The organism is Jeotgalibaca sp. A122, assembly GCF_052266715.1.
In the GTDB taxonomy this organism is placed as follows: domain Bacteria; phylum Bacillota; class Bacilli; order Lactobacillales; family Aerococcaceae; genus Jeotgalibaca.
This window is the reverse complement of sequence record NZ_JBQPRB010000001.1, coordinates 326,394-349,669: the sequence shown is the minus strand read 5'-3', so window position 1 is coordinate 349,669 and position 23,276 is coordinate 326,394. Positions and strand designations below refer to the sequence as shown.

Here is a 23,276-nt window from a genome sequence, read left to right as displayed (position 1 = left end):
AAATGACTAAACTAATAAAAATCATTATTTCAATGATAAGTACGATTTTCCTATTTTCTTGTGTGGGAACAGGTGTTGCAATGGATTTACCAACGCCACAACTGAATCAAATGCAAGCGATCGCCGAGTTGGCAGTTTTGGATAGTTATTATCATAATGTAGCGAAGTTTTCGCAAAAGGATGTAGAAGGATTCTGGTTATGGTCTAAAGATAAAGAATTCTGGATCGAGTATAGTGGCATAGTAACGGTTGGGATTGATTTTTCTAGAGTATCAATGACGCTTAATGGTAATGAAGTAATTATTACCCTGCCGGAAGCCGAGGTCCAATCAGTCTCTGTGGATTCTTCTAGTTTATCTGAGGATTCTTTCATAGTGGATAAGGACTCTGCTAAAATAAATGCAGAAGACGAACGCATTGCTTTTGAAGAAGCTCAAAAACAACTGGAAGCTAACGCCTCCAATGATACAGCTTTGCTCGTTGAAGCTAAGGACCGGGTAAAAAGTTTACTGGAGAATTATATTGAGAACATAGCAAAAGCTGCGGACACTGAATATACAATTAAGTGGCAAGAAGCAAAGGCATCTGAATAGAAAAAAGGAGTGGAGCTGAAACATTCAGCCTCACTCTTTTTCGTTTGTAAGATTCTTTTTTTGACGTTAGCGACGATTAAGTTTTGCTTTTTGAGCTAATCGTCGTGATTTCCCAAAAAAGCGACGGTCAGAAAAAAAGTAAGCAGCTGACAGGCGCGAAATTGCCATTTAACGACGATTAGCAATTTTCTGAATCACCAATCGTCGTTTTTTCATCTCTTTAATTATTTGGAGTGAAAATCGGAAAAGCCGGTGGGGATAAGGTAGTGTAAACAAATAAAACTCCCATCACGAAAAGAAATACGAACGATAGCAACAGGTAGAGCTTACGTGGCTGGATGACGCGGTAAATATGGATGGCAATGGCTTGGCCAATCGGAACCCCGATTATGAGAGAACTGAAGTCTATGACGAGGGATTCTTTGGCGAAGCCACCTTTCCAAATATAGTACCAACCCACGATGAAGAGCATACTGATGAAAATAGAAACGGTGCCTGCCGTGAACCATTTGCTTGGTGATAATTGTTTTTTATCACGGAAAAGGAGATAGCCCATTCCCCACCAAATCAGTAGCGGCCAGAACACCAGCTTCAAGTGTTCCCAGACACTTTCGTTGATTGGGGTAAAGATGCCGACCAAGGTTATTTCTCCAGTCCATTTATACAAAAAGTGTAAGGGCGTGGAAAAAAGATAGACAACAATGGTACCGATCCAACTGTATTTTTTATTGAAATGGTTGTCTACGGTTGAACGATTTGGAATCATGATTTCACCTCCTATCCAAGCCGATTTTATCGAAGGAAAAAATGACGTCATCAAGGGATTCAACTTTCCGGAACTTAAAGCATCAGGCGGTAGTGGAGGTGGACAACCCCGCTTGCAAAACGGCGCTCACTAAGCAGTTCGAGCGGCATATTCAGGTTATCCGGCAAAGCTCGCTTGCCACCACCTAAGATGATGGGATGAATAAGAATATGAAGTTCGTCAACGAGTCCCATGCTTATAGCCTGTTTGGCAAGGTGGGGCCCGCCAATCGTAATATCGGAACTCGAAGACTCTTTCAACTTCCGGATTGCATCAGGATTGAATTCGTCATCAATCCTAGTCCTGGCACTTGAAACGTCTTGAAGCGTCCGGGAATAAACAATTTTTTCAGCCTTTTGCCAAATCCGTGCAAACTCTGATAGGGTATCTGGCTGATCACCACTAGTAAAGTTACTTGGTATTTGAAGTTTTTCTTTCTCCCAATACACCATTGCTTCATACATGCGGCGTCCATACAGGTAGGTGCCAATAGAGCATAGAAAATCAGCCCAAAATGTAAAAATCTCCTCATCCGAAATAGACCACGCGAGATTGCCGTCATCATCTTCCATATAGCCGTCCAACGACACATTAATAGGATAGATTAATTTAGCCATTTCCATAAGGCCTCCAGTCCCTTGATCTGTCATGATAATTGTAGCAAAAGTAAACGTTTAAATCGCACAATGGGTATTATTTGAATTCCCTTACTTTAAAGGCTACAATAAAAATGTTCAATAAACTATAGATTTACAACACAGGGAGGAAATGTATTATGAATAGACATGTAGAAGGAAGTTATGAAACTGTCACTCAAGCATTCGATGCTGTGGAACGTTTAAAAGAACAAGGTTATGGCCGCAACGACATTTATATTGTTGCTAATGACACAGTTCGGGATCAGATTCCCTATACATTGAATGCGGAAGTTTCTACAGATAATGATCTTGGTGGGACTGATGAAGAGCGTTCATTGTGGGAAAAAATCAAAGATGCGTTTACCTTTGATGATGCTTACGAACACAATTATAATACGCCAGACTACAATGTAGACAATGACCCATTATCATCCTATCGTGATGATTTAGATAGAGGAAACATCTTAGTCCTTGTCGACAAGGATGCAGCAACAACTCATACCGGCGTTTTAAGCGATCAAACCGATACAACCTTTAGGGATGATACTGAGACGGACCGCCTTCATGATGAAGAGACGCTTAAGCTTAAAGAAGAACGTTTGGATGTACATACTGAAGAAGTACAAACAGGTGACGTAAGGCTACAAAAACATGTGACTGAGGAAACAGAAACAGTGGATGTTCCGGTCTCCCATGACGAAGTGACAATTGAACGCCGTCGTGTAACGAATCCAGATTCAACTAATGAATCAATCCATGAGTTTGATGATTCGGAAGAGATTGTTATTCCAATTACTGAAGAACAAGTGGATGTGTCCAAACATACGAATGTTGTGGAAGAAGTGGTTATCCGTAAAGACAAAGTAACGGAAAATAAAAAAGTTACGGATACTGTTCGTAAAGAAGAGTTGGAAGTCGAGGGCGATGAACACCTTCACGTTAAAGATGAAAATGATGATTTAATTTAAACAGATTAAGAGAAGTAGGCAGGGCCCCAAAGGGTTCTGCCTACTTATTTATTTGTAATGATTAAATAAATGACCAAAACCAGTAAAGACTAATTTCCTTAACTATAGCACCCCAGTCAAACGAATATGCTAAAATAAACCTGAAATGGAGTGATGAGTATGGCACGTAAAAAAACTTTTACCCAACAAGAGCTCTATCAGGCAACGCATGACTTGATGCTGGAAGTGGGCTATGATAACTTTTCTTTCCAAATGGTATCCAAAAAACTCGATATAACCCGAACGGCACTGTATAAACATTATACCAATAAGGATGAACTTCTTCAGGCATACCTGAATCACCAATTAGAAAAAGTGGTCGCACAAATGGATGCGACGGAGTGGCCAGTGGCATATCCTGAAAAACTCTCTGCTTTAATCGATTTGGTATTTACTTATGCAGATACGCATGCAATTTCCGCGATGGTTCCAACACGTAAGTGGACGAAAGAAAACGCCGGTGATCCTGATATTATTAAATCCAAAGAACTCCACACACGCTTTTTTGGATTTATCCAACAAATAATTGAAGAGGGAAAGGAAAAGGAGTACCTGAATCCTGAAATCCCATCAATGGTTATTATCGAGACGGTCTTTCACAGCATAAATCTACCAAATCAGGCAGGGTTGTCATTTGAAGAACGGGCTTATTTTGTTAAAAAGATGCTTTTTGAAGGAATTTTAAAAACATAATTAGTGACACTCATGTCACTTTAGGCTATACTTAATCCTGCTTTCATTAATAAGTGAAGAAAGAAGGAATAGTATGTTTTTAGCGCGTAAAGAGCTATGGTTCTCTAAAAAACGATTTTTTCTAATTGGTTTTATTATCGTTTTGATTACTTGGCTTGTTTTTATGTTATCCGGATTAGGGAATGGTTTGTCTGATCTCGGTACAGCAGTTATCCGTTATTCAGATATGGACTTAGCGGTTTTTGAAGAAGAAGCGGAATTTACTTTAGGAAAATCTACTTTGCCAGAAAGCGTGGTAGAGGAGGTTGCACAACTAGATGGCGTAGATGAAGCTGCCGGAATTGCTACAGCTGCGGGAGCGATTTTACATGGTGCTAGCGTAGACGAAGAAACTGGTAAAAAAACATCCGTTTTATTCGTTGGGGTGGAACCAGGTAGTTTCTTGGAACCAACCGTTACTTCTGGGGAAGTTCTGGATACTAAGAGCCCAAACCGGGTCTTGGTGGATTCCAGTTTAATAAATGAAGGTTTTGAATTAGGGGACACCATCACATTGAGTGGTGTTGGTACAGAATATGAGATTGGTGGCTTTGTGGAAAATAAAACACTTAACCATATGCCTGCCATATTCGTGACCCTCGACACATTGCGCGAATTTAAATATCTCGTGCCTGGTTCCGATATGGGGATTGAAAAACCTATCAGTGCCATCTTCCTAAAAGGAAAAAATTTGGATGCAGAGCAAATGACATCTGCTATTGGTGGTATTGAAGTTGCCAATAAAAAAGAAACGCTGAACGGCGTGCCTGGTTATTCTGCCGAGAGCGGGACGATTAACTTGATGCTTTGGCTGTTAATCTTTATCTCAGCTTTTGTGATTGCGGTTTTCTTCTACGTGCTGACAACGCAAAAAGTTCATCAGTTTGGTGTGATGAAGGCAATTGGCGCAAGCAATGCTTTTGTGATCAGAAGCGTTGTATCGCAGGTATTCCTTTTATCAACCATCAGTATTTTGATTGGGATCGGGTTAACGTATTTAATGACATTAATATTGCCGGAAGGTATGCCGTTTAATTTACTTCCCGAAATGGTTATTATTTACAGTTTGGTATTATTGGCGACGAGCTTGATTGGATCACTGTTCTCTATCAGAAGTATTATCAAGATTGATCCAATTACAGCGTTAGGGAGGGTTGAATAATGAGCGGCATTACACTATCCAATGTTACAAAGGTTTATAAAGAGGGAGAATTTTCAAACACAGCGTTAGAAAATCTATCGCTAAGCGTTGAACCGGGTGAATTCATTGCCATTATTGGACCATCGGGATCAGGGAAAAGTACCTTCCTTTCAATCGCGGGTGCCTTACTGCAACCGACTGAAGGTAAAGTGCTCATCGATGGCGAGGATATTGCTTCTCTATCTGAGAAAAAACTCTCTAAGGTGCGTTTATCCAAAATCGGTTTTATCCTACAGACATCGAACCTACTTCCTTACTTAACCGTGCTGGATCAGTTGTTGGTTGTCAAAAAAATGGGCGGCAAGATTACACCGGAAGACCGTGAATATGCGAAAGAATTGTTAACCGAAATTGGCTTGGGGGACAAGTTGCACAAATACCCTCACCAATTATCCGGTGGCGAGCGTCAACGGACGGCAATTGCACGTTCCTTCATGAACGATCCAAAAATTATTTTGGCGGATGAACCAACCGCAAGCCTGGATACGAAACGGGGACATGAAGTCGTATCGCTGATTGCCAAAGAAGTAAAAGCGCGTAACAAGGCTGCCGTGATGGTGACACATGATGAACGTATGTTAGCTTACTGTGACCGCGTTTACCGTATTGAAGACGGCATCTTAACCGAAGAGGCTTAAGAATAACAGGAATTAAATTTGTAAAAGATAGCGGGCGGCTAAGAAGATAAATCGCCCGCTATCTTTTTGCATGAAAGGGTGAATACGTTATGTCCATACAAATGCTCTAGTAGCGACTGCTTGTGAAGCGTTCTCAAAATGACTAAACTTAAAATATGGATGATACAAAAGGAAATTCATTGTAAAAATTGGTGTTATTACAGGCAATACACGTCCTAACCGGAACAAAGAAAAGAATTAGAAGACTATGTAACAATTCCAAACCTGATTTCTTATTGGGATAGCTTGTTTGGTAAGCTGGCAATTTTACAGATTAACAACCGGGACTTTCATTTAAATGATTTTATGAAATGTTCAAAATAGCTCTTCTACGAGGATAAATAGACCTGGTAATGAAAGCGGTTGTTGTATAATAGTATTTGAACTAATCCATCTTAAAATCCGACGATTCTTGAAGGTGGAGATTGCTAAATAGCTGAACCTATCCGTTCTCCTGACAGTTGATGGCTTCTCATTCGCAGCGCCTCTTGCATTCATGTATCTATCACGGACAGCGAAGTCTTTCAACCGGAATTAAACCATTTTATAATAGAAAATCCATTAAAATGGTTTAATTAACCGTTATTAAACCATTTCTATTAATTTTTTAGGTACAAATGGTTTAATAAACCATAATTAAACCATTTCAAGCAAAAATCACGAGTGAAATGGTTTAATTAACGCAAGATTGGGGAAGGATTTGATCGATTCACAAGAAATTTGGTGGAAGCAATCGAAAAGTATCAAGAACATAACGGAATCGCCCCATTTACACTAAGCGTTCTCACGTTATTACGAAAGGCAGAATGTTTGTTTTGGGGCTTCGCTTAGAGGCGGTAGTCTTCTACCGAGACACAGCAAAATAGGGGTTTGGTATTTTCTGTCAATAAACTTTAGTGCATCTCAGGTGTAAAACGGAGGAATGATTATGTTGAAGCTAAAATTGGATCATATTACCAAAACGTATACCGGCGGCGAACTGGTCACCGCTTTAGATGCTGTTTCCTTGGGGTTCCGGGAACATGAATTTGTCGCCATCTTGGGACCTTCAGGCTGCGGGAAGACGACACTCTTGAATATTATCGGGGGTTTGGACCGCTATGACAGTGGTGATTTGATAATCAATGGTTTATCCACCAAAGCATTCAAGAACAACGATTGGGATGCTTACCGCAACAACTCCATTGGTTTTGTTTTTCAAACTTACAATTTAATCGGGCACCAGACTGTCCTGCAAAATGTGGAAATTGCCCTGACTTTATCGGGTGTTTCTGCTTCTGAACGGAAAAACAGAGCGAGAAAAGTGTTGGTGGAAGTGGGTTTGGCAGATCAAATCAATAAGAAACCCAACCAATTATCTGGCGGTCAGATGCAGCGTGTCGCTATCGCCAGGGCATTGGTCAATGATCCCGACATCATTCTTGCGGATGAGCCGACTGGGGCATTGGACAGCCGTACTTCAACACAAGTCCTTGATATTTTAAAGGGAATATCCCGTGAGCGCCTCGTCATTATGGTCACCCACAACGGGGAACTTGCGAAAAAATACTCCGATCGGACGATCCGTATGTTGGATGGTAAAATCCAGTCCGATAGTAACCCTGTGGAAGAAGTGCAAACGCAGGAAGATTTTCCGATGCAATCACCCTCAAAATTCAAAAAAACCGCAATGTCTCTTTGGACAGCAACCTCACTTTCCTTCCGTAATTTACTCACTAAACGTGGTCGAACGATTATCACCGCCTTTGCCGGCAGCATTGGTATTATTGGAGTCGCTTTGGTGTTGGCATTGTCCAATGGAATGTCAGCCTATATCAGCAGTTCTCAGTCGGATACCTTGAGTAATTACCCCATCACCATCACCACAAATGAACAAACGATCGATTTTACGGGAGAAGGACCCACATCGGGAGCAACAGCTCCTTGGGATACCAATGTGGAATTTCCCGATGAAAATATTCTCTATTCCTATGATTCCCAGGACAGCACCCAGCATAAAAATGTCATCACACAGGACTATCTGGATTATATTGAAGAACTGGAAAATGAATTACCCGAAGCAGTCAATGACATTGCCTATACGCAAGGGGTGACTATGAACCTCTTTGCGAAAGGGGAAGAGACAGTCGTCAAATTCGAAACCATACCGGAACCGGGTGGCTTTGATATAGGTGGTAACGGCACCTATTGGCAGGAACTACCCGAGGATGATGCGTTTATATTAACGCTCTATGATTTGATTGGAGAAGGCAGCCGGCTCCCTTCCGGGGAAAACGAAGCGGTTTTGGTTGTGGACAGTTATAACCGCATTGACAAAGCCTTTTTTGAAAAATTAGGGATGACGGAGGATGCCGAAAATTATCAGCTCACCGATTTTATTGGCAAGACCATTTTGAACGTTATTCCCAACGATGACTACTACACAAAAAATGGGGAGATTTTCACACCGGCCAGCCCAGCCGATTATGAAACGTTGTTTGATAGTGTTGAGGGAACTAAACTTACTATCACCGGCATTTTGCGCCCTCAGGAAGATGCCACCAGTAACTACTTGTCTACCGGTCTGGCCTACACACCTGCTTTGACCTCTTTGGTGATGGCGGATGCCGAAAGAAGCGAAATCGCACTTGCCCAAGAAGAGTCCGATCGGCATGTACTATTAGGGACACCTCTGGACGAAGAGGCAAAGAAAAATGTTCTACTCACGCTAGGGGCCGATACGACACCTACCGCCATCCGTATTTATCCAAGAGATTACGAGAGCAAAGACCTTATAAAAGAATATCTGAATGCCTACAATGCAGGCCAGGCTGAAGAGGACCAACTGATTTATACGGACTTGGCAGAAACAATCGCTTCGCTGACCAGTACGCTCATTAATACGATAACCTACGTGTTAACAGGTTTTGCGGCTATTTCTTTGGTAGTTTCGACAATCATGATCGGTATCATCACGTATGTTTCCGTGATTGAGCGTACAAAAGAAATTGGTATTCTTCGAAGTGTGGGGGCACGCAAGAAAGATATTTCCCGTGTGTTCAATGCCGAAACCCTGATTATTGGCTTCACATCAGGTGTGCTTGGGGTTGGTATCTCATATTTGCTTACTTTCCCAATTAATGACTTGATTGAAAACCTGACGGATATTGCCGGTATCGCCGACTTTAATCCGCTTCATGCCGTAGCATTGGTGGTCGGAAGTATGATTCTGACTTTAATTGCTGGCTTCATTCCTTCCAGAATGGCGGCCGGGAAAGATCCTGTTATCGCTCTTCGGACCGAATGAATGCTGTTATAGATTATATTTGTACACCTGAAGGAGGATAATTTAATGGAACCTATTATCCAAGTTGAGAACCTGAAAAAGTATTATGGTGAAGTGAAGGCCGTGGACGGGATTGATTTTCATGTGGAAGAAGGACAACTTTTCGCCTTTTTGGGTCCGAACGGGGCTGGAAAATCAACCACGATCGATATTATTTGCACGTTGTTAAATCCTGACAGTGGTCGTGTGCGCGTAAATGGGCAAGAATTGGGGGAGGATGACTACGCAATCAAAGCAAGCATTGGTGTGGTTTTTCAAAAAGGGCTCCTCGACAACCTTTTGACGGTAAAGGAAAACCTTGAAGTACGGGGAAGCTTTTACGGATTGACACGTCTGGAAAGGGATCAGGCAATGGAGGAAGCGATCAAAGCAACGGGTGTAATCGAATTTCTTAACCGACCTTACGGGAAACTATCTGGCGGCCAGAGAAGGCGCGCGGATATTGCCCGTGCTCTCATGAACCGCCCCAAAATCCTTTTTTTGGATGAGCCTACGACCGGATTGGACCCGCAGACGCGTAGCAATGTCTGGGAAACGATCCGGAAATTGCAAAAGGAAACAGGAATGACCATTTTCCTGACCACTCACTACATGGAAGAAGCGGCGGCCGCGGATTATGTGGTGGTGATTGATAAAGGAAAAGTGGCGGCAGAAGGCACGCCAGAACAACTCAAGGAAAAATACAGTACCGATAAATTAGTGCTTCACGCCCTTGATTCAGTTGCGATAGCAGGGTATCTCCGTCAAAAAAATATGCCATTTGAACAAAAAGGCACGACTTTCCAGGTTCCTTTGAAAAAGACATTGGAGGCCATACCCTTATTGAATGCGTGTGCTCCGTATCTGGAACATTTTGAAGTATTGATGGGTTCAATGGATGACGCTTTTATTGGTATTACGGGAAAGGAGATACGGACATGATTCCCATCATTCGACGCAACGTCCTAGTGTTTTTGCGTGATCGGACAAGTGTATTCTTTTCTTTATTGGCAATCCTCATTATTTTTGCCCTCTACATTCTGTTTCTGGGAGAAAATTACCAGAGCGGGTTATTGGATGGACTGGATGGTGCCCAGTATCTGATGGATACATGGTTGGTCGGTGGGATTTTGGCAGCGGCATCCATCACTACAACCATGGGGGCCTTCAGTATCATGGTGGAAGATAAATCAAAACAGATTTTCAAGGATTTTTCCTCCTCGCCTATTCGGACCAGTAAATTAACGGCTGGTTACCTCTTCGGTGCTTTTATAGTCGGGCTTTTCATGACGCTACTGGCTCTGTTTGTGGGTGAACTTTTCATTATTTTCAATGGTGGAGAGTGGCTGAGCCTGTTGGATACCGTTAATGTTATTGGATTGATTATCCTGTCGGTAATCACCAATACAGCTTTTGTCTACTTCCCGGTTTCATTTATGCAAAGCGAGAATGCCTTTGGGACCATGAGTTCCGTCATCGGTACCTTGACCGGATTCTTGGCTGGGATTTATCTCCCGATTGGTATCCTGCCGCCAGTCATCCAAACTGTTGTCAAATTGTTCCCGGTATCGCACTCGGCCTCCTTATTGCGACAAACAATGACAAGGGATGCAGTTGACAAAGTTTTTCAAGAGGCCCCTATGGAGGCAAGGGAGGGGTTTGAACAATTCATGGGCATAAGGTTTGAATGGAATGGAACAGAAATCTCTCCTTGGCTGAGCTTTCTATACTTGTCTGTTATGGCTATTGTTTTTTATCTGCTTTCGATCTGGAGTTTTAAGAGGAAAAAATGAGGTTATCCATACCACATCTGCTGGTGGAAATTGTTGGTAAGTAATTCCAAAGAAAAAACTCCAGAAGAGAATTTTTCTCTTCCGGAGTTTTATCATTTTCTACTCTGCTCACAACTCTCTGAAAAATTAAAATAGTTATGCAGGCTTTCTACTTGCTACAACTTAAAATGTTAATGCTTTTAAATCTTCCAAAGTAACTTCTTGTTCCTCATAACCATCCACCATGAAACCACTCAAGTTTGAGAATTCTTTGTAGAACAAGCCATAAGCAGTCATATCAGAAGTAAAGTTTTCTGCATTTATCTGTTCAATCAATGCTTTGGTTTTGGCTTGGGTATCGCTGTCGATTTCCCAATTATCCGGTCTTAAGCGACCAACTTCATCATACTCGGGTTTGTCGCCGTATACCATGTCACGGTAAATGCGGTCGATATGCTCAATTGGTGTTTCGTGCGTGCCTTTTTCGGACATCACTTTATAAAGCCCCATGCAATAGACCGGGAAGAAAGGAATGACTGAACTTGCTTTGGTTGTCACGGCAGTTGCGACCACCACTTGAGCTTTACCATTGATATCTGCCAACAGGTGATTAATGTGCGTTGCTTTGTCGTCCACATCAGCTTTAGCGCGTCCCAGAGTACCACCACCGTAGTAGGAATGGTTCAATTCAGTTCCAAGATAGGAATAATTGGTCGTCAATACACCCTCAGCCAGAACACCGGCTTCTTTCAGTGCTTCCATCCAAAGGACCCAGTCCTCGCCACCCATGACCTTGATGGTATCAGCGATTTCTTGTTCCGTTGCGGGCTCTAAAGTTTGGGTGTAGAAGCTTTCTTCCTGCATATTGATGTTTGGGCCAATCACGGGTTCGCCGATTGCTTTAATAGCGGATTTATGTGTTTCGCCGGTTGTCGGATCTTTCCTTATACCACTCGCCAGACTATAAACAACCAAATCTATTTTGCCACCGAACTCGTTGTTGATATAATCAATGACCTCTTGTTTGGTTTCATGACTGAAGGCATCTTGCACAAAGTTTTTGGCAACCAGTCCTTCTTTCTCAGCTGCTTCACGAAAGGCAATATTATTGTACCAACCAGCTGTACCCAAGTTACGCTCGTTTTTAGGTCCCTTTTCAAAAGAAACACCAATGGTATCTGCACCCGCACCGAAAGCCAAGCTAATGCGTGTGGCTAAGCCGTAACTGGATGAGGCACCAATAATTAAAACCTTTTTCGGTCCTTCAAAAGTTCCTTTGTTTTTTACATAATCTATTTGATTCAATACTTCTTGTTTGCATCCAAGTGGATTTACACCTAAGGCGACATTTCCACGTATATTTTGTTTGAAAGTAAGCATGTTTTAATTTCCCCCTGTAGGTTGATATGAGAGTATCATATCAGAAAAAGATAAAATGGAACACAATTCAGATAACTGTACCTTAAATAAAAACCATACAGTTTGAGAGAACTTTTGATTATGCTAAAATTATTTTAACATAAAGCGAAACGATGAAGAGGAGTGGGGATTATGAAAGCCGAGCTTATTACCGTTAGTTCAAGCTTATTAACCGGTCTCGCAGTAAACGATAATGCTTCTTTCCTGACGCGTGAATTGTCATCTATTGGAATTGAAATGACCCAAGCTGTCATGATCCATGATTCAAGTGAAAAATTAATGGATGCCATCCTCCGTGCCGAAGACCAGGCAGATATTATCGTCATTACGGGCGGGTTGGGTCCAAATGCAAATGATATCGTCAAAACGACCCTTTCAGAGCATTTGAATAAACCACTTGTGTTGGATGAAGATACCCAAAACCGGATTATCACCTACCATAAAAATTCCGATTTAGTCATGCCTGAAAACAATCAGTTACAGGCCCTAACCTTACTTGATTCCATACCATTAGTGAACATTACCGGTTTAGCTCTCGGAATGTTCTATCAGTCCGATTCACATACGTTCATTTTACTGCCAGGACCTACAGATGAATTAATACCGATGTTCAACGAAAAGACGAAGCCTTTGATTCTGGAACATCTTTTGGAAAACAAAGTCGTTTCCAAAAAAATAATTCGTTTGTTTGGTTTGACCATGGCGCAGGCGCACCATGATTTGGCGGATTTACTGACATCCGAAGGTAATCCCTTTATCCAAATCTATCCGGATGGATTAGAAATCGAAGTTGAAATCACTGCGATTGAAAAGGATGAAGCGAAGGCGAATCAGCTCCTCGCTAAGGCCGAGCAAGAAGTCGAGGCGTGTGCGGGAACGTATATCATCGGTACGGGTAAGAATGATTTACCCAATATCGTACGGGAATTATTGATTGAAAAAGAACTAATGATCACTGGAGCAGAAAGTTTAACCGGTGGTGCTTTTTTAAGTACAGTCTCGAGTTTATTTGAAGCCGGCTCTTTCTTTGAAGGCGGGGTCGTGACTTATAGTGAAACGATCAAAAACGAAGTGTTGGAGGTCACCAAAGAAACCATCAAAAAATATGGCGTCGTCAGTGCGGAATGTGCCTTTGAAATGGCCGATAAAACGTTGGCCAAGTTCAACGCCGACATTGCGGTTTCTCTAACTGGAGCGGCTGGTCCCAGTTCCCTGGAAGGGGAAATTCCCGGAACAGTCTGGATTGGAATTGCCAGGAAGGACAAAAAAACCTTCGCCAAAAAATTCCATTTTGGTTATAAACGCAATATGAATCGTGAGTATTCAGTCTGGAGCGCTTTTAATATGGTGCGACAAGTATTGCTGGGTGAAGAGATTGAAGATGTGGTTTATGCATCAAAATAGAAAAGGAGGATGAGCGTGGAAGCAACAAAAGGGTTTGGACCGGTTATAAACGCGCAAACACGGGTGTTGATTTTGGGAAGTCATCCCGGTGTGGTTTCGCTAAGGAAGCAACAATATTACGGTAATCCGGGCAATGCCTTTTGGCGGACCGTCTTTAGTGCGTTGGGAATTAGTGATCCTGTTAATTATACAGAACGACTGGAAGCATTGTTGGCCCATGGCATTGGCTTGTGGGACGTTTATGATACCGTTGAGCGTGAGGGCAGCCAGGATGTGAACATCAAAAATGAAACCTTGAATGATTTCGAGCACGTTCTGGGACAAACGGCTATTCACCTGATTATCGCGAATGGCCAGACGGCTTATCGGGAAACACAAAAGCACGCTATTTTTCAGGATTATGAAGTAATTTGTGGCTTATCGACGAGCGGCTTAAATAACGGACGTGAACAAGAACGGATGAAACAATGGCACGAAGCCATTCAATACGGTTTGAAAAAAGTTAGTAAAAAGCGCACTCAATTTTGCGAGTGAGCCTTTTTCAAAAATAAAGCTCACTCACGGAGAAAAACCTCGCTGAGTGAGCTATTAATTGTAATAAGGCCGACTCGTGCAACATGAGTTGGCTTTTTAAACGGAAATAATTTAGCTTTAGCTCACGCCTATGCGACTCCAAAGCAAAAAGCAGGATTAGCAGTTAATGACTTGCGACAAGTGTACAATGAAGAAGGTGACTACTTGATTCCGAACTTGTAGTGGGTTACCTAGATCGATAGACACTTTATTTTCTAGAAATTTTTGTGGGGAATACAGGAGCGGCTCTTATTAGGAAATGACACTAATATCCCCTAGCTATTCGTTTCCTTTTACAGACACATCGTCCACGGTACTAACCAGTTTTTTTCGAGCGTATAAATCAAAATGCTTTACTTCTGTCGCAAGAAGGATTATAGTTATGAATGTAGTAATTTATTTAACAAAATTAGATTGTATGTTATTCATGTATATGATTAATTCTCTCTTAATTTTTTTGAACGAAATATTATAAATATAACGTGCAAAAGCACAACGGAGGAATTTCATTATGAATAACGGTACAGTAAAATGGTTTAACGCAGAAAAAGGCTTTGGTTTTATCGAATGTGAAGGTTCAGATGACGTGTTCGTACACTTCTCTGCAATCCAAACTGATGGATTCAAATCTTTAGACGAAGGACAAGCAGTTACTTTTGAAGTAGAACAAGGTAACCGTGGACCGCAAGCAGTTAACGTTAACAAAGCTTAATTTAAACTTTAACTTAATAAACACCTCAGCGAACTAGCTGAGGTGTTTTTCTTTTATCTCTAACGATTAATGTGAAATTTTAAACAGGATTGATTTATAATAAAAAATTATGATATGATACCGCCCGAATGAAAGGAAATCCAAAGAATCCTTCACTATCCATGAATTATATGTACTGCTTGGCGGCATGATGGTTATCTATTGAAATCAGTTAATAATACCTAGAAAGAAGTGAGTTAATGAGTAAAACCGTTATTTTGGCCGAAAAACCCAGTCAAGCGTCCACTTACGCAGACGCTTTTGATCATTCAGAGCGTAAAGATGGCTACTTTGTGGTGTCGGACAAAGAATTTCCGGATGCCGTCATTACGTATGGATTCGGTCACCTCGTTTCCCTTTTTTCTCCTGAAGATTACAATGAGAAATGGAAAAAATGGGATTTGAATACATTGCCGCTGTTGCCAACCGAGTATCGGTTCAAAGTCAGTGACGGAAAGCAAAAGCAATACACCATCGTTAAAAAGCATTTAGATGAAGCAGACACGATTATTATCGCCACTGATGGCGATCGAGAGGGAGAAGCGATTGCGCGCTTAATCATTAATCTTTCAGGAAATAACCATAAACAACTCAAGCGTCTTTGGATCAATTCATTGGAAAAGGAAGAAATAAAAAATGGGTTCCGCCATTTACGGAACGGAGAAGAATTCTATTCCAGTTATAAAGAGGCCGAAACCAGACAAATCGCTGACTGGCTAGTCGGCATGAATCTCTCGCGTCTCTACACGCTCTATATGCAAAAAAGCGGCATGAAGGGTGTTTTTAGTATTGGCCGCGTCCAAACACCGACCTTATATTTGATCTACCAGCGGAATAAAGAGATTGCGGCATTCGTTAGTAAACCCTTCTTCGAATTATATGGCAGATTTAGTCATGAAAAAGGCATTTACCAAGGGAAATATGCAGGTCGTTTTGATAGTGAACACGATTTAGAGGCTTTTAAAGAGAGACATGAACTAAACGATCATGCTCCCGGAAAAATCAAATCCGTAAAGACGGAAGAAAAGAAGCAGTTTGCACCCAAACTCTTTAGTCTTTCCGATTTACAAGCGACAGCGAACAAACGGTTTAATTACGGTGCTTCAGAAACTCTGAAAATCGTGCAAGGTCTGTACGAGAAAAAGCTGGTTTCTTACCCGCGTACCGATACGAACTATATTGGTAGTCCGGAGTTTGACTATTTAAAAAACGCTCTTCCCAGCTATCTAAATTTAGTGAATGAAACGATTGCCGAACCGCAGTTAAAAGAGAACAAGCGCTATGTCAATGGCGCAAACGTCCAAGAACATTATGCCATTATCCCGACGCGAACGTTGCCAAACTTAGCAACTTTATCTCAAAAGGAAAGAAATATTTATGAATTGATCTTGTATCGCACGTTGAGTATATTTGAAAAACCTTATGTGTATGATGAAACAACGATCGAAACGACCGTCCATGCTGTTTTGTTTAAGACGACCGGTAAAGTAGAAAAAGAGATTGGTTGGCGGAAGTTTTACAAAAACGAAAAAAATACGAAAGAAGAAAATCAAACACTTCCCTCTGTAAGAGAAGGAGACTCGGTGGTTAGTCATTTTTACGCCAAGGAAGGGAAGACACAGCCGGCCAAGTATTACACAGAGGGAACCCTGATTTCGGCCATGAAAAACGTTGGTCGCGACGCCGAAGATGAAGAGAATAAAGCTATCTTAAGAGAAACCGAAGGCATTGGGACAGAGGCGACACGCGCAAATGTGATTGAAACCTTGAAAAAGCAAGACTATATCACGCTTCAGAAAAATAATATCCTGGTCACACCAAAAGGCGAGACGCTTTGTGAAGTAATCCAAAATGATGAAATAGCCAATGCATCTATGACCGCTAAATGGGAAAAGTACCTTAAAAAAATACGCAATCAGGAAGGCACACAAGAAGCGTTCTTGAGCAGCATTACAAACTTTATTAACCACTTAATTCAAAAAGTACCGGGTACATTTGAAAACAGTGCTATAAAAAAATATGCTGAAAAAGGCGAAGCAGACACTGCCATTGGCGAGTGTCCCCTGTGCCATAAGAGCGTCATAGATAAAGGGAAGTTCTTTGGTTGCGCGGGTTATCGTGAGGGTTGTAAATTTACTTTGCCTAAAAAATGGAGTGGGAAGACACTTACGAAAAAAAACGTAAAGGATCTTTTATCTAAACAAGAAACCAGTTTAATAAAAGGATTCAAAAGTAAAAAAGGCGCTACTTTCAACGCAAAGTTGAAGTTGGCCAATAATAAACTTGCCTTTGATTTTTCCGATTCGCAATAAACCCGCCTGACATTCACTCCGATGGGGCGCTATTCAGTGAATAGAAGCAGATTTTGTTTGTAAAGCTGAATATTTCTTCAGTACTGTATTTTAGTAATGGAGAATAGATTCCCGATACATAGTTTCATACAATTTCATGTATTTTGTTAACTAGGAGTTATATGATACTCATATGCATTCATTTCATAATGCGTCGATTGTAAAATTAAGCTAGACAAATAAATAAGCCATTCGTGGTACACTCAAATTGTAATTCCGACCAAAGAATACATAGGAGTGATCACGAATGACCTACACCCATCTTACCACGGATGAACTGGTGATGATAGAATCTTATTACCACCAAAACATCAAGGTTACCAAAATTGCTGCGTATTTAAAACAATCCAGAACACCGATTTACAACGTCGTCAATTTCTTGAAAGAAGGCCATACGGCCTTGGATTATTACCAACAGTACAAGAAAAATAAGAAGCGTTGTGGACGGCGTAAGATTGATCTGCCAACGAAACAACAGGAATACATCAATGAAAAAGTCGCACAAGGATGGACACCGGATATCATCATTGGTCGGAAGGAGATGCCGATTAATTGTTCCATGCGAACGCTTTATCGTCGCTTCAAGGACAAGGTAGGCGACGTTGAATCCACGATGAACCAATGGGTGGTACAAAGCCGCTGTCAAAAAAATATTTCAAATTACATATAAAAGTATATTGCTTTCCATTTTAGTATCAACTATAATTGATTAGAATTAAATGTGAAAAACGTTGAAGAGAATAAGTAAATACTCATGGTGTTCATTAGAGAGCTTCGATTGGTGAAAAGAAGTAACCCACGTATTGAAAAATGGTCTTGGAGTTTTACTAGTGAGAGAAGTCTAGCTAGTAACGGAGTGGCAATCGTTAACAAGGCCGGAGTAAGCTGCTTTCCTTACTCACTGAGTCAAGCTTGTGTGAACAACTTGTAAATGTAAGGTGGTACCACGTCTCAAACCACGTCCTTGCCGTTTATTCGGTGCGACGTGGTTTTTTTGTATGGTGCTTTTAATATAGAGGAGGAATAGAGATAATGAATAAACAATTGGTATTACAAACGGATTTTGGCAGAGCGGATGGTGCAGTGAGTGCCATGTATGGGGTAGCATTAAGTGTTAACCCGCGTTTACAAATTTATGATTTAACGCATGAAATCCCGCAGTATAATATTTGGGAAGCATCATACCGGTTATATCAAACGGTTCAATACTGGCCGGAAGAAACGGTATTTGTTTCGGTTGTTGATCCAGGAGTCGGCACTGATCGGTTGAGTGTCGTAGCCAAAACAGCAGCTGGACAATATGTTGTGACACCTGATAATGGAACCTTAACACATCTGGAAGAAAGTATTGGTATTGTTTCTATTCGAGAAATTGATGAGACAGTTAACCGTCTGCCAAATTCCGGTGATTCTTATACATTCCATGGGCGAGATGTCTATGTCTATACGGCGGCGCGTTTAGCAGCAGGTGTGATTTCATTTCAAGAAGTAGGACGTGAGTTAGATGTAGCGGATATTGTCAAACTAGAACACAGTCAACCGGAAGTTTTAAACGCCTCTATTTCGGGAAATGTTGATATTTTGGATAGTCGTTTCGGGAATTTATGGACCAACATTCCACGGGAAATGATTCTATCACAAGGTATTAACTATGGGGATACGCTGGAAGTGACAATATCGAATAATCATAACGTTGTTTATCAGAATGACATTACTTTAGGTGAATCCTTCGCTAAGAGTCGCGTTGGCGATCCGATTTTATTTATCAATTCATTGGACAAATTAGGTGTTGCAATTAATCAAGGCTCGTTTGCCTCTGCTTACCATATCTTAAGTGGTGATAATTGGCGAGTTCAGATTCTAAAAGTAATAAAATAATAAAAGAAAAGTGGGGATGAGAATGAAAAAAGAAGATTTATCAATTAAAACGATTGTAGCAATCGGTATTGGAGCAGCGGTATATGTCGTATTAGCACGTTTTGCCTCGATTCCGACTCCTATTCCAAATACCAGCATTCAAACGGCATATGCCTTTCTAGCCTTAATGGCGGTTGTATACGGACCACTAGCAGGCGGCTTGATCGGGTTAATTGGCCATGCCTTAACCGATGCCATTTCATATGGCTCTGTTTGGTGGAGCTGGGTATTGGTGTCATTATTCATTGGTTTTACAATCGGTTTACTGACAAGAAAAATATCTGTCGAAGACGGCGAATTTGGTAAAAAAGACATTATTAGTTTTAATGTAAGTCAAGTAGTTGCACAAGTCATTGGCTGGGGGATTTTAGCGCCCGTTTTAGACATTGTGATTTATGCTGAGCCAGCCAATAAAGTTTTCACTCAAGGGATTGTCGCAGGACTGGCCAATATTGTAACGGTAGCGATTATCGGGACATTACTGTTATCCGCTTATGCTAAAACACGTCTAAAAGGAGACAGTCTTTCGAAAGAATAAAGGGAAAAAGTAAGGAGTCGTTAGACAATGAACCAAGCAGTTATTGCGTTCAAAGATTTTACATTTAAGTACCGCAGTCAGACCGAACCGACCTTACAAGATATCAACCTTACGATTCATGAAGGTGAAAAAGTGGTTATCGTCGGTCCATCTGGCTCTGGCAAAAGTACACTAGCCCATTGTATCAATGGGCTAATTCCCTTTGCATACCGGGGTGAGAGTCAGGGCCAGTGCCAAATAAAGGGGAGAGAAACGAAAGAACTTGATATTTTCCAGCTATCCAAAATGGTAGGAACAGTCCTACAGGATTTAGACGGTCAGTTTATTGGTTTGTCTGTTGGGGAAGATATTGCTTTTGCCCTAGAAAACGACTGTATTTCTCAGCCCCTGATGCATGACCAAGTTAGTCAGGTAGCCAAACTCGTTAAAATTGAAGACTATTTGGATGCCTCTATCCATCAACTGTCAGGCGGGCAAAAACAACGTGTATCCCTTGCAGGTGTTTTAGTGAATGATGTGGATATTCTTTTATTTGATGAACCATTGGCAAACTTGGATCCTGCGACTGGCAAGCATGCCATTGCTCTCATTGACCAGCTACAAAAGCAGACGAATAAAACAACGGTCATTATCGAGCACCGTCTAGAGGATGTTCTGTACCGAGATGTCGATCGGATTATTGTGATGAACAACGGTCGAATCGTAGCGGACGATACACCGGCTCATCTTTTAGCGACGCCCGTTTTATCACAGAGTTATCTGAGAGAACCTCTCTATCTCAAGGCTTTGGATTATGCAGGCGTAACGATCACCCCTGCTATGCATCCGGAACATATTGAACGCTTAAGGCTTTCTAAAAATCAAGAGGAAAACTTAAAACAGTGGTATCGCGCTGTCAAAAAAAGCGAAAGGGTTGAAAGTCAGGAAATCGTATTAGAACTCAATCATTTATCCTTCCATTACCCCAACAAATCGAATACCCTCAGTGATGTTTCTTTTAAACTGAGAAAAGGGGAGATGGTGAGCATCGTAGGTGAAAATGGCGCCGGAAAATCAACCTTGTCCAAACTCATTTGTGGTTTTGAACGCCAACAAAGCGGTGAAATCTTATACCACGGTCGGGACATCAGTAAAGACACCATTACGAAACGGGCAGAAGCTATCGGATTAGTTATGCAAAATCCTAATCAAATGATTTCTAAGCATATGATTTTTGATGAAGTCGCATTTGGATTACGTCATAGGCGGGTTTCTGAAGAAGAGATTCGTGAGCGTGTAGAAAAGACGCTAAAAATTTGCGGCCTCTACCCATTCCGTAATTGGCCGATTTCAGCTCTCAGCTTTGGTCAGAAGAAACGCGTTACAATTGCGGCCGTGTTGGTGCTGAATCCAGATGTTTTAATCCTTGATGAACCAACTGCGGGACAAGATTACCGTCACTATACAGAAATCATGACCTTCCTGAGAGAGTTAAATAAGCGGGGGGTCACCATTTTAATGATTACCCATGATATGCATTTGATGTTGGAATATACACAACGAACCTTGGTAATAGGGGAAGGTGGATTGTTGGCGGATCAATCAGCAGTGTCAGTTTTGGCAAGTGAACCCCTCGTTGAGAAAGCTAATTTGGCGATAACCTCACTTTATCAATTAGCTGAGAAGGTTGGCATTGAGGAAGCCGAAGATTTTGTTTCAACCTTCATTCGTTATGATAAGGAGGTACGTCGAAAATGGCAGTAGAAATGCTTTCATATATCGAACGCCAGTCGCCTGTCCACCGCTTGGCTGGAGCAACCAAACTTATTTTCTTTCTTTTGTTTTCAACCGCTGCTATGTTGACCTACGATACACGGGTTTTACTGGTATTGTTCGTTATTAGTTTAGCTATTTTTAAATTATCCAAAATAAAAATAAAAGAAATCGGCTTTGTTTTACTCTTTATTCTGACTTTTTTACTATTAAATAACGTAGCCATCTATTTGTTTTCACCTCAAGAAGGTGTTCGGATTTACGGAAGTAGCCATGAGTTGCTTCATATCTGGGGGAGATATAACATCACCCAAGAGCAACTGTTTTATCAGTTCAATGTGACTCTTAAGTATTTTGTGGTCATACCTGTTGCCTTGCTTTTTATCGTGACGACTCACCCGAGTGAGTTTGCCGCCTCACTCAATAAAATTGGTGTCAATTATAAAATCGCCTATTCCGTATCGCTGGCACTGCGCTATATACCGGATATTCAGCGTGATTTTCGTACGATTTCTCAATCCCAGCAGGCAAGAGGAGTCGATATTTCTCGAAATGAGAAAATGGTCAAGCGGATTAAAAATATCTCGGCCATTATTTTCCCTTTGATTTTATCAAGCCTTGACCGAATCGAAGTGATTAGCCATGCAATGGAGCTAAGAGGGTTTGGAAAAAATAAAAAACGCAGTTGGTACAGTGCAAAGAAACCCTCACAATCGGACAGCATTGTCCTTCTCCTATCAGCACTGATTTTTGTGTTCAGTATATGGCTAACCCTACAAAACGACGGGCGCTTTTATAATCCATTTCAGTAGAATCGTACATAAACTTGAGCTAACGAGATAGGCCAATTGTTAAAGAAACAGTTCTTGATACCAAAAAATACCCTCTTGTTTAAAAGTGAAAATTGATTATCTATTGGTAAATCCCTATCCGAAAAAAGAACGCTCTTTTTTGAGTGTCTAGTTTTCGGGTAGGGATTCATTTTTATAATCACAGTTTTATTTGTTCAGAGTCCATATTCTGAAATCCCTGCATACGTTTCTGTTCTTTTTCTATGAGTTCTTTTGCAAATTGAAAAAAGCCATCTAAATCCCGGTTACCTAGAAATTCGATGTATTCCGCTTTTGCTTCTTTTTCAATAATCAAAGGAGGAAATCCTTGCTGTAATAAGGAGTAGTTCAAGATCATGCGCCCTGTCCGCCCATTACAACCGGGGAATGGGTGAATGCGTTCGAATTGGATATGCGTATCCAGGATTGCTAAAAGTTTAGCGTCATCCGAATCAGCAACATCTAAGCGATATGCCAGATTATCAATGAGCTGGGTCATAAGAAACGGTGTTTCTGAAGGTGATGCCGTTTGAAATTCCGCCCCCGGAATCATATTCTCGTTCTTTTTAAATTGTCCGCGATCATATTGTAAACGATCCGTTAAATCAGCATGTATGTCCTGAATGATAGCAGTCGTTAAGGGCTCTTCGTTTAATAAGTGGGTCAGAATGTTCTCAAAAGCTTGTTTGTGGTTTTCAATCTCATAAAATTCACGAACGGTAGCCTTCCCGCTCATAGGTAGAGTCCCATTCACAATAATTGAAACGGTAGCAGGCAAGGAAATAGTATTCCCTTCTATTCCTGCCGAATGATGGGCTAGCCGAACGAGAATATCATCTAGATAGTCTTTTGAAAATGTATGTAAGATGCTCATTGTATTCCCTTCCTTCTTTCATAAATGTAAAAATAAGTATGCTAATACGAATCTACACGATAGCATACTGGTATGCTATCGTGTAGTATGTAATCATTTTTTTGCATGATTAAAAAGATGCTGATACATTTGATTGTA

The 23,276-nt window shown here is 41.2% G+C and carries 20 protein-coding genes, 1 pseudogene and 1 other annotated feature; of the genes and pseudogenes, 17 read left to right on the top strand and 4 right to left on the bottom strand.

Annotated elements, in window-relative coordinates; translation table 11 throughout:
* Positions 1 to 2 precede the first annotated feature (2 nt).
* Positions 3 to 593, top strand: a complete 591-nt coding sequence (locus tag ACTU7M_RS01665; RefSeq protein ID WP_443472634.1) for a DUF4230 domain-containing protein — start codon at positions 3 to 5, stop codon at positions 591 to 593.
* Positions 594 to 813: 220 nt separating this feature from the next.
* On the opposite strand, the gene ACTU7M_RS01660 is transcribed toward ACTU7M_RS01665, so the two are convergent.
* Entirely contained in the window at positions 814 to 1,359 is a 546-nt protein-coding gene (locus ACTU7M_RS01660; RefSeq protein ID WP_443472633.1) for a DUF6512 family protein, read from the bottom strand.
* Positions 1,360 to 1,433: 74 nt separating this feature from the next.
* Positions 1,434 to 2,015, bottom strand: a complete 582-nt coding sequence (locus tag ACTU7M_RS01655; protein ID WP_443472632.1) for a dihydrofolate reductase family protein — start codon at positions 2,013 to 2,015, stop codon at positions 1,434 to 1,436.
* A 158-nt stretch (positions 2,016 to 2,173) separates the two neighbouring features.
* Here ACTU7M_RS01655 and ACTU7M_RS01650 point away from each other — a divergent pair, with 158 nt between their 5' ends.
* The 7 genes from ACTU7M_RS01650 to ACTU7M_RS01620 all read left to right on the top strand — a co-directional run bounded on the left by ACTU7M_RS01650 (position 2,174) and on the right by ACTU7M_RS01620 (position 10,750).
* On the top strand, positions 2,174 to 3,004 hold the full coding sequence (locus ACTU7M_RS01650; RefSeq protein ID WP_443472631.1) for a DUF2382 domain-containing protein: 831 nt from the start codon (positions 2,174 to 2,176) through the stop codon (positions 3,002 to 3,004).
* Positions 3,005 to 3,163: 159 nt separating this feature from the next.
* On the top strand, positions 3,164 to 3,736 hold the full coding sequence (locus ACTU7M_RS01645) for a TetR/AcrR family transcriptional regulator (RefSeq protein ID WP_443472630.1): 573 nt from the start codon (positions 3,164 to 3,166) through the stop codon (positions 3,734 to 3,736).
* Positions 3,737 to 3,809: 73 nt separating this feature from the next.
* Positions 3,810 to 4,937 (top strand): ABC transporter permease, encoded by a 1,128-nt coding sequence (locus ACTU7M_RS01640; RefSeq protein ID WP_443472629.1) that lies wholly within the window; start codon positions 3,810 to 3,812, stop codon positions 4,935 to 4,937.
* Complete coding sequence (locus ACTU7M_RS01635) at positions 4,937 to 5,614, top strand: ABC transporter ATP-binding protein (protein ID WP_443472628.1); 678 nt, start codon at positions 4,937 to 4,939, stop codon at positions 5,612 to 5,614. Before ACTU7M_RS01640 ends, ACTU7M_RS01635 begins: the two co-directional genes overlap by 1 nt.
* A gap of 967 nt (positions 5,615 to 6,581) precedes the next feature.
* Positions 6,582 to 8,939: an ABC transporter ATP-binding protein/permease gene (locus tag ACTU7M_RS01630; protein ID WP_443472627.1), complete on the top strand. Its 2,358-nt coding sequence runs from the start codon at positions 6,582 to 6,584 to the stop codon at positions 8,937 to 8,939.
* A gap of 45 nt (positions 8,940 to 8,984) precedes the next feature.
* Positions 8,985 to 9,899, top strand: a complete 915-nt coding sequence (locus tag ACTU7M_RS01625; protein ID WP_443472626.1) for an ATP-binding cassette domain-containing protein — start codon at positions 8,985 to 8,987, stop codon at positions 9,897 to 9,899.
* A complete protein-coding gene (locus ACTU7M_RS01620; RefSeq protein ID WP_443472625.1) occupies positions 9,896 to 10,750 on the top strand; it encodes an ABC transporter permease in 855 nt (284 codons plus the stop codon). Before ACTU7M_RS01625 ends, ACTU7M_RS01620 begins: the two co-directional genes overlap by 4 nt.
* Positions 10,751 to 10,912: 162 nt before the next feature.
* Here ACTU7M_RS01620 and fabV read toward each other — a convergent pair whose 3' ends face one another.
* Positions 10,913 to 12,109 (bottom strand): enoyl-ACP reductase FabV, encoded by a 1,197-nt coding sequence (gene fabV, locus ACTU7M_RS01615; RefSeq protein ID WP_443472624.1) that lies wholly within the window; start codon positions 12,107 to 12,109, stop codon positions 10,913 to 10,915.
* A gap of 171 nt (positions 12,110 to 12,280) precedes the next feature.
* On the opposite strand from fabV, the gene ACTU7M_RS01610 reads away from it, so the two are divergent.
* From ACTU7M_RS01610 to ACTU7M_RS01570, 9 genes and pseudogenes are all read left to right on the top strand, one after another.
* Entirely contained in the window at positions 12,281 to 13,552 is a 1,272-nt protein-coding gene (locus ACTU7M_RS01610; RefSeq protein ID WP_443472623.1) for a CinA family nicotinamide mononucleotide deamidase-related protein, read from the top strand.
* Positions 13,553 to 13,567: 15 nt separating this feature from the next.
* On the top strand, positions 13,568 to 14,086 hold the full coding sequence (locus ACTU7M_RS01605) for a DNA-deoxyinosine glycosylase (protein WP_443472622.1): 519 nt from the start codon (positions 13,568 to 13,570) through the stop codon (positions 14,084 to 14,086).
* Positions 14,087 to 14,636: 550 nt separating this feature from the next.
* Positions 14,637 to 14,837, top strand: coding sequence for a cold-shock protein (locus ACTU7M_RS01600; RefSeq protein WP_443472621.1), 201 nt, complete (start codon positions 14,637 to 14,639; stop codon positions 14,835 to 14,837).
* Between the two features lie 239 nt (positions 14,838 to 15,076).
* Complete coding sequence (locus ACTU7M_RS01595) at positions 15,077 to 17,188, top strand: DNA topoisomerase 3 (RefSeq protein ID WP_443472620.1); 2,112 nt, start codon at positions 15,077 to 15,079, stop codon at positions 17,186 to 17,188.
* Positions 17,189 to 17,474: 286 nt separating this feature from the next.
* Positions 17,475 to 17,843, top strand: a pseudogene (locus ACTU7M_RS01590) (transposase); the annotation flags it as partial.
* 106 nt (positions 17,844 to 17,949) lie between these two features.
* Positions 17,950 to 18,196: a binding site (T-box leader), on the top strand.
* A 63-nt stretch (positions 18,197 to 18,259) separates the two neighbouring features.
* Positions 18,260 to 19,105 (top strand): SAM hydrolase/SAM-dependent halogenase family protein, encoded by an 846-nt coding sequence (locus tag ACTU7M_RS01585; protein ID WP_443472619.1) that lies wholly within the window; start codon positions 18,260 to 18,262, stop codon positions 19,103 to 19,105.
* A gap of 22 nt (positions 19,106 to 19,127) precedes the next feature.
* Positions 19,128 to 19,682 (top strand): ECF-type riboflavin transporter substrate-binding protein, encoded by a 555-nt coding sequence (locus ACTU7M_RS01580; protein WP_443472618.1) that lies wholly within the window; start codon positions 19,128 to 19,130, stop codon positions 19,680 to 19,682.
* 27 nt (positions 19,683 to 19,709) lie between these two features.
* Positions 19,710 to 21,425 (top strand): ABC transporter ATP-binding protein, encoded by a 1,716-nt coding sequence (locus ACTU7M_RS01575; protein ID WP_443472617.1) that lies wholly within the window; start codon positions 19,710 to 19,712, stop codon positions 21,423 to 21,425.
* The gene (locus ACTU7M_RS01570) at positions 21,416 to 22,246 is read left to right on the top strand and encodes an energy-coupling factor transporter transmembrane component T family protein (RefSeq protein ID WP_443472616.1); all 831 of its coding nucleotides are present in this window, start codon (positions 21,416 to 21,418) and stop codon (positions 22,244 to 22,246) included. The genes ACTU7M_RS01575 and ACTU7M_RS01570 overlap by 10 nt, the downstream gene beginning before the upstream one ends.
* Positions 22,247 to 22,424: 178 nt before the next feature.
* Here ACTU7M_RS01570 and ACTU7M_RS01565 read toward each other — a convergent pair whose 3' ends face one another.
* Positions 22,425 to 23,138 (bottom strand): Fic family protein, encoded by a 714-nt coding sequence (locus ACTU7M_RS01565; protein ID WP_443472615.1) that lies wholly within the window; start codon positions 23,136 to 23,138, stop codon positions 22,425 to 22,427.
* Positions 23,139 to 23,276 lie beyond the last annotated feature (138 nt).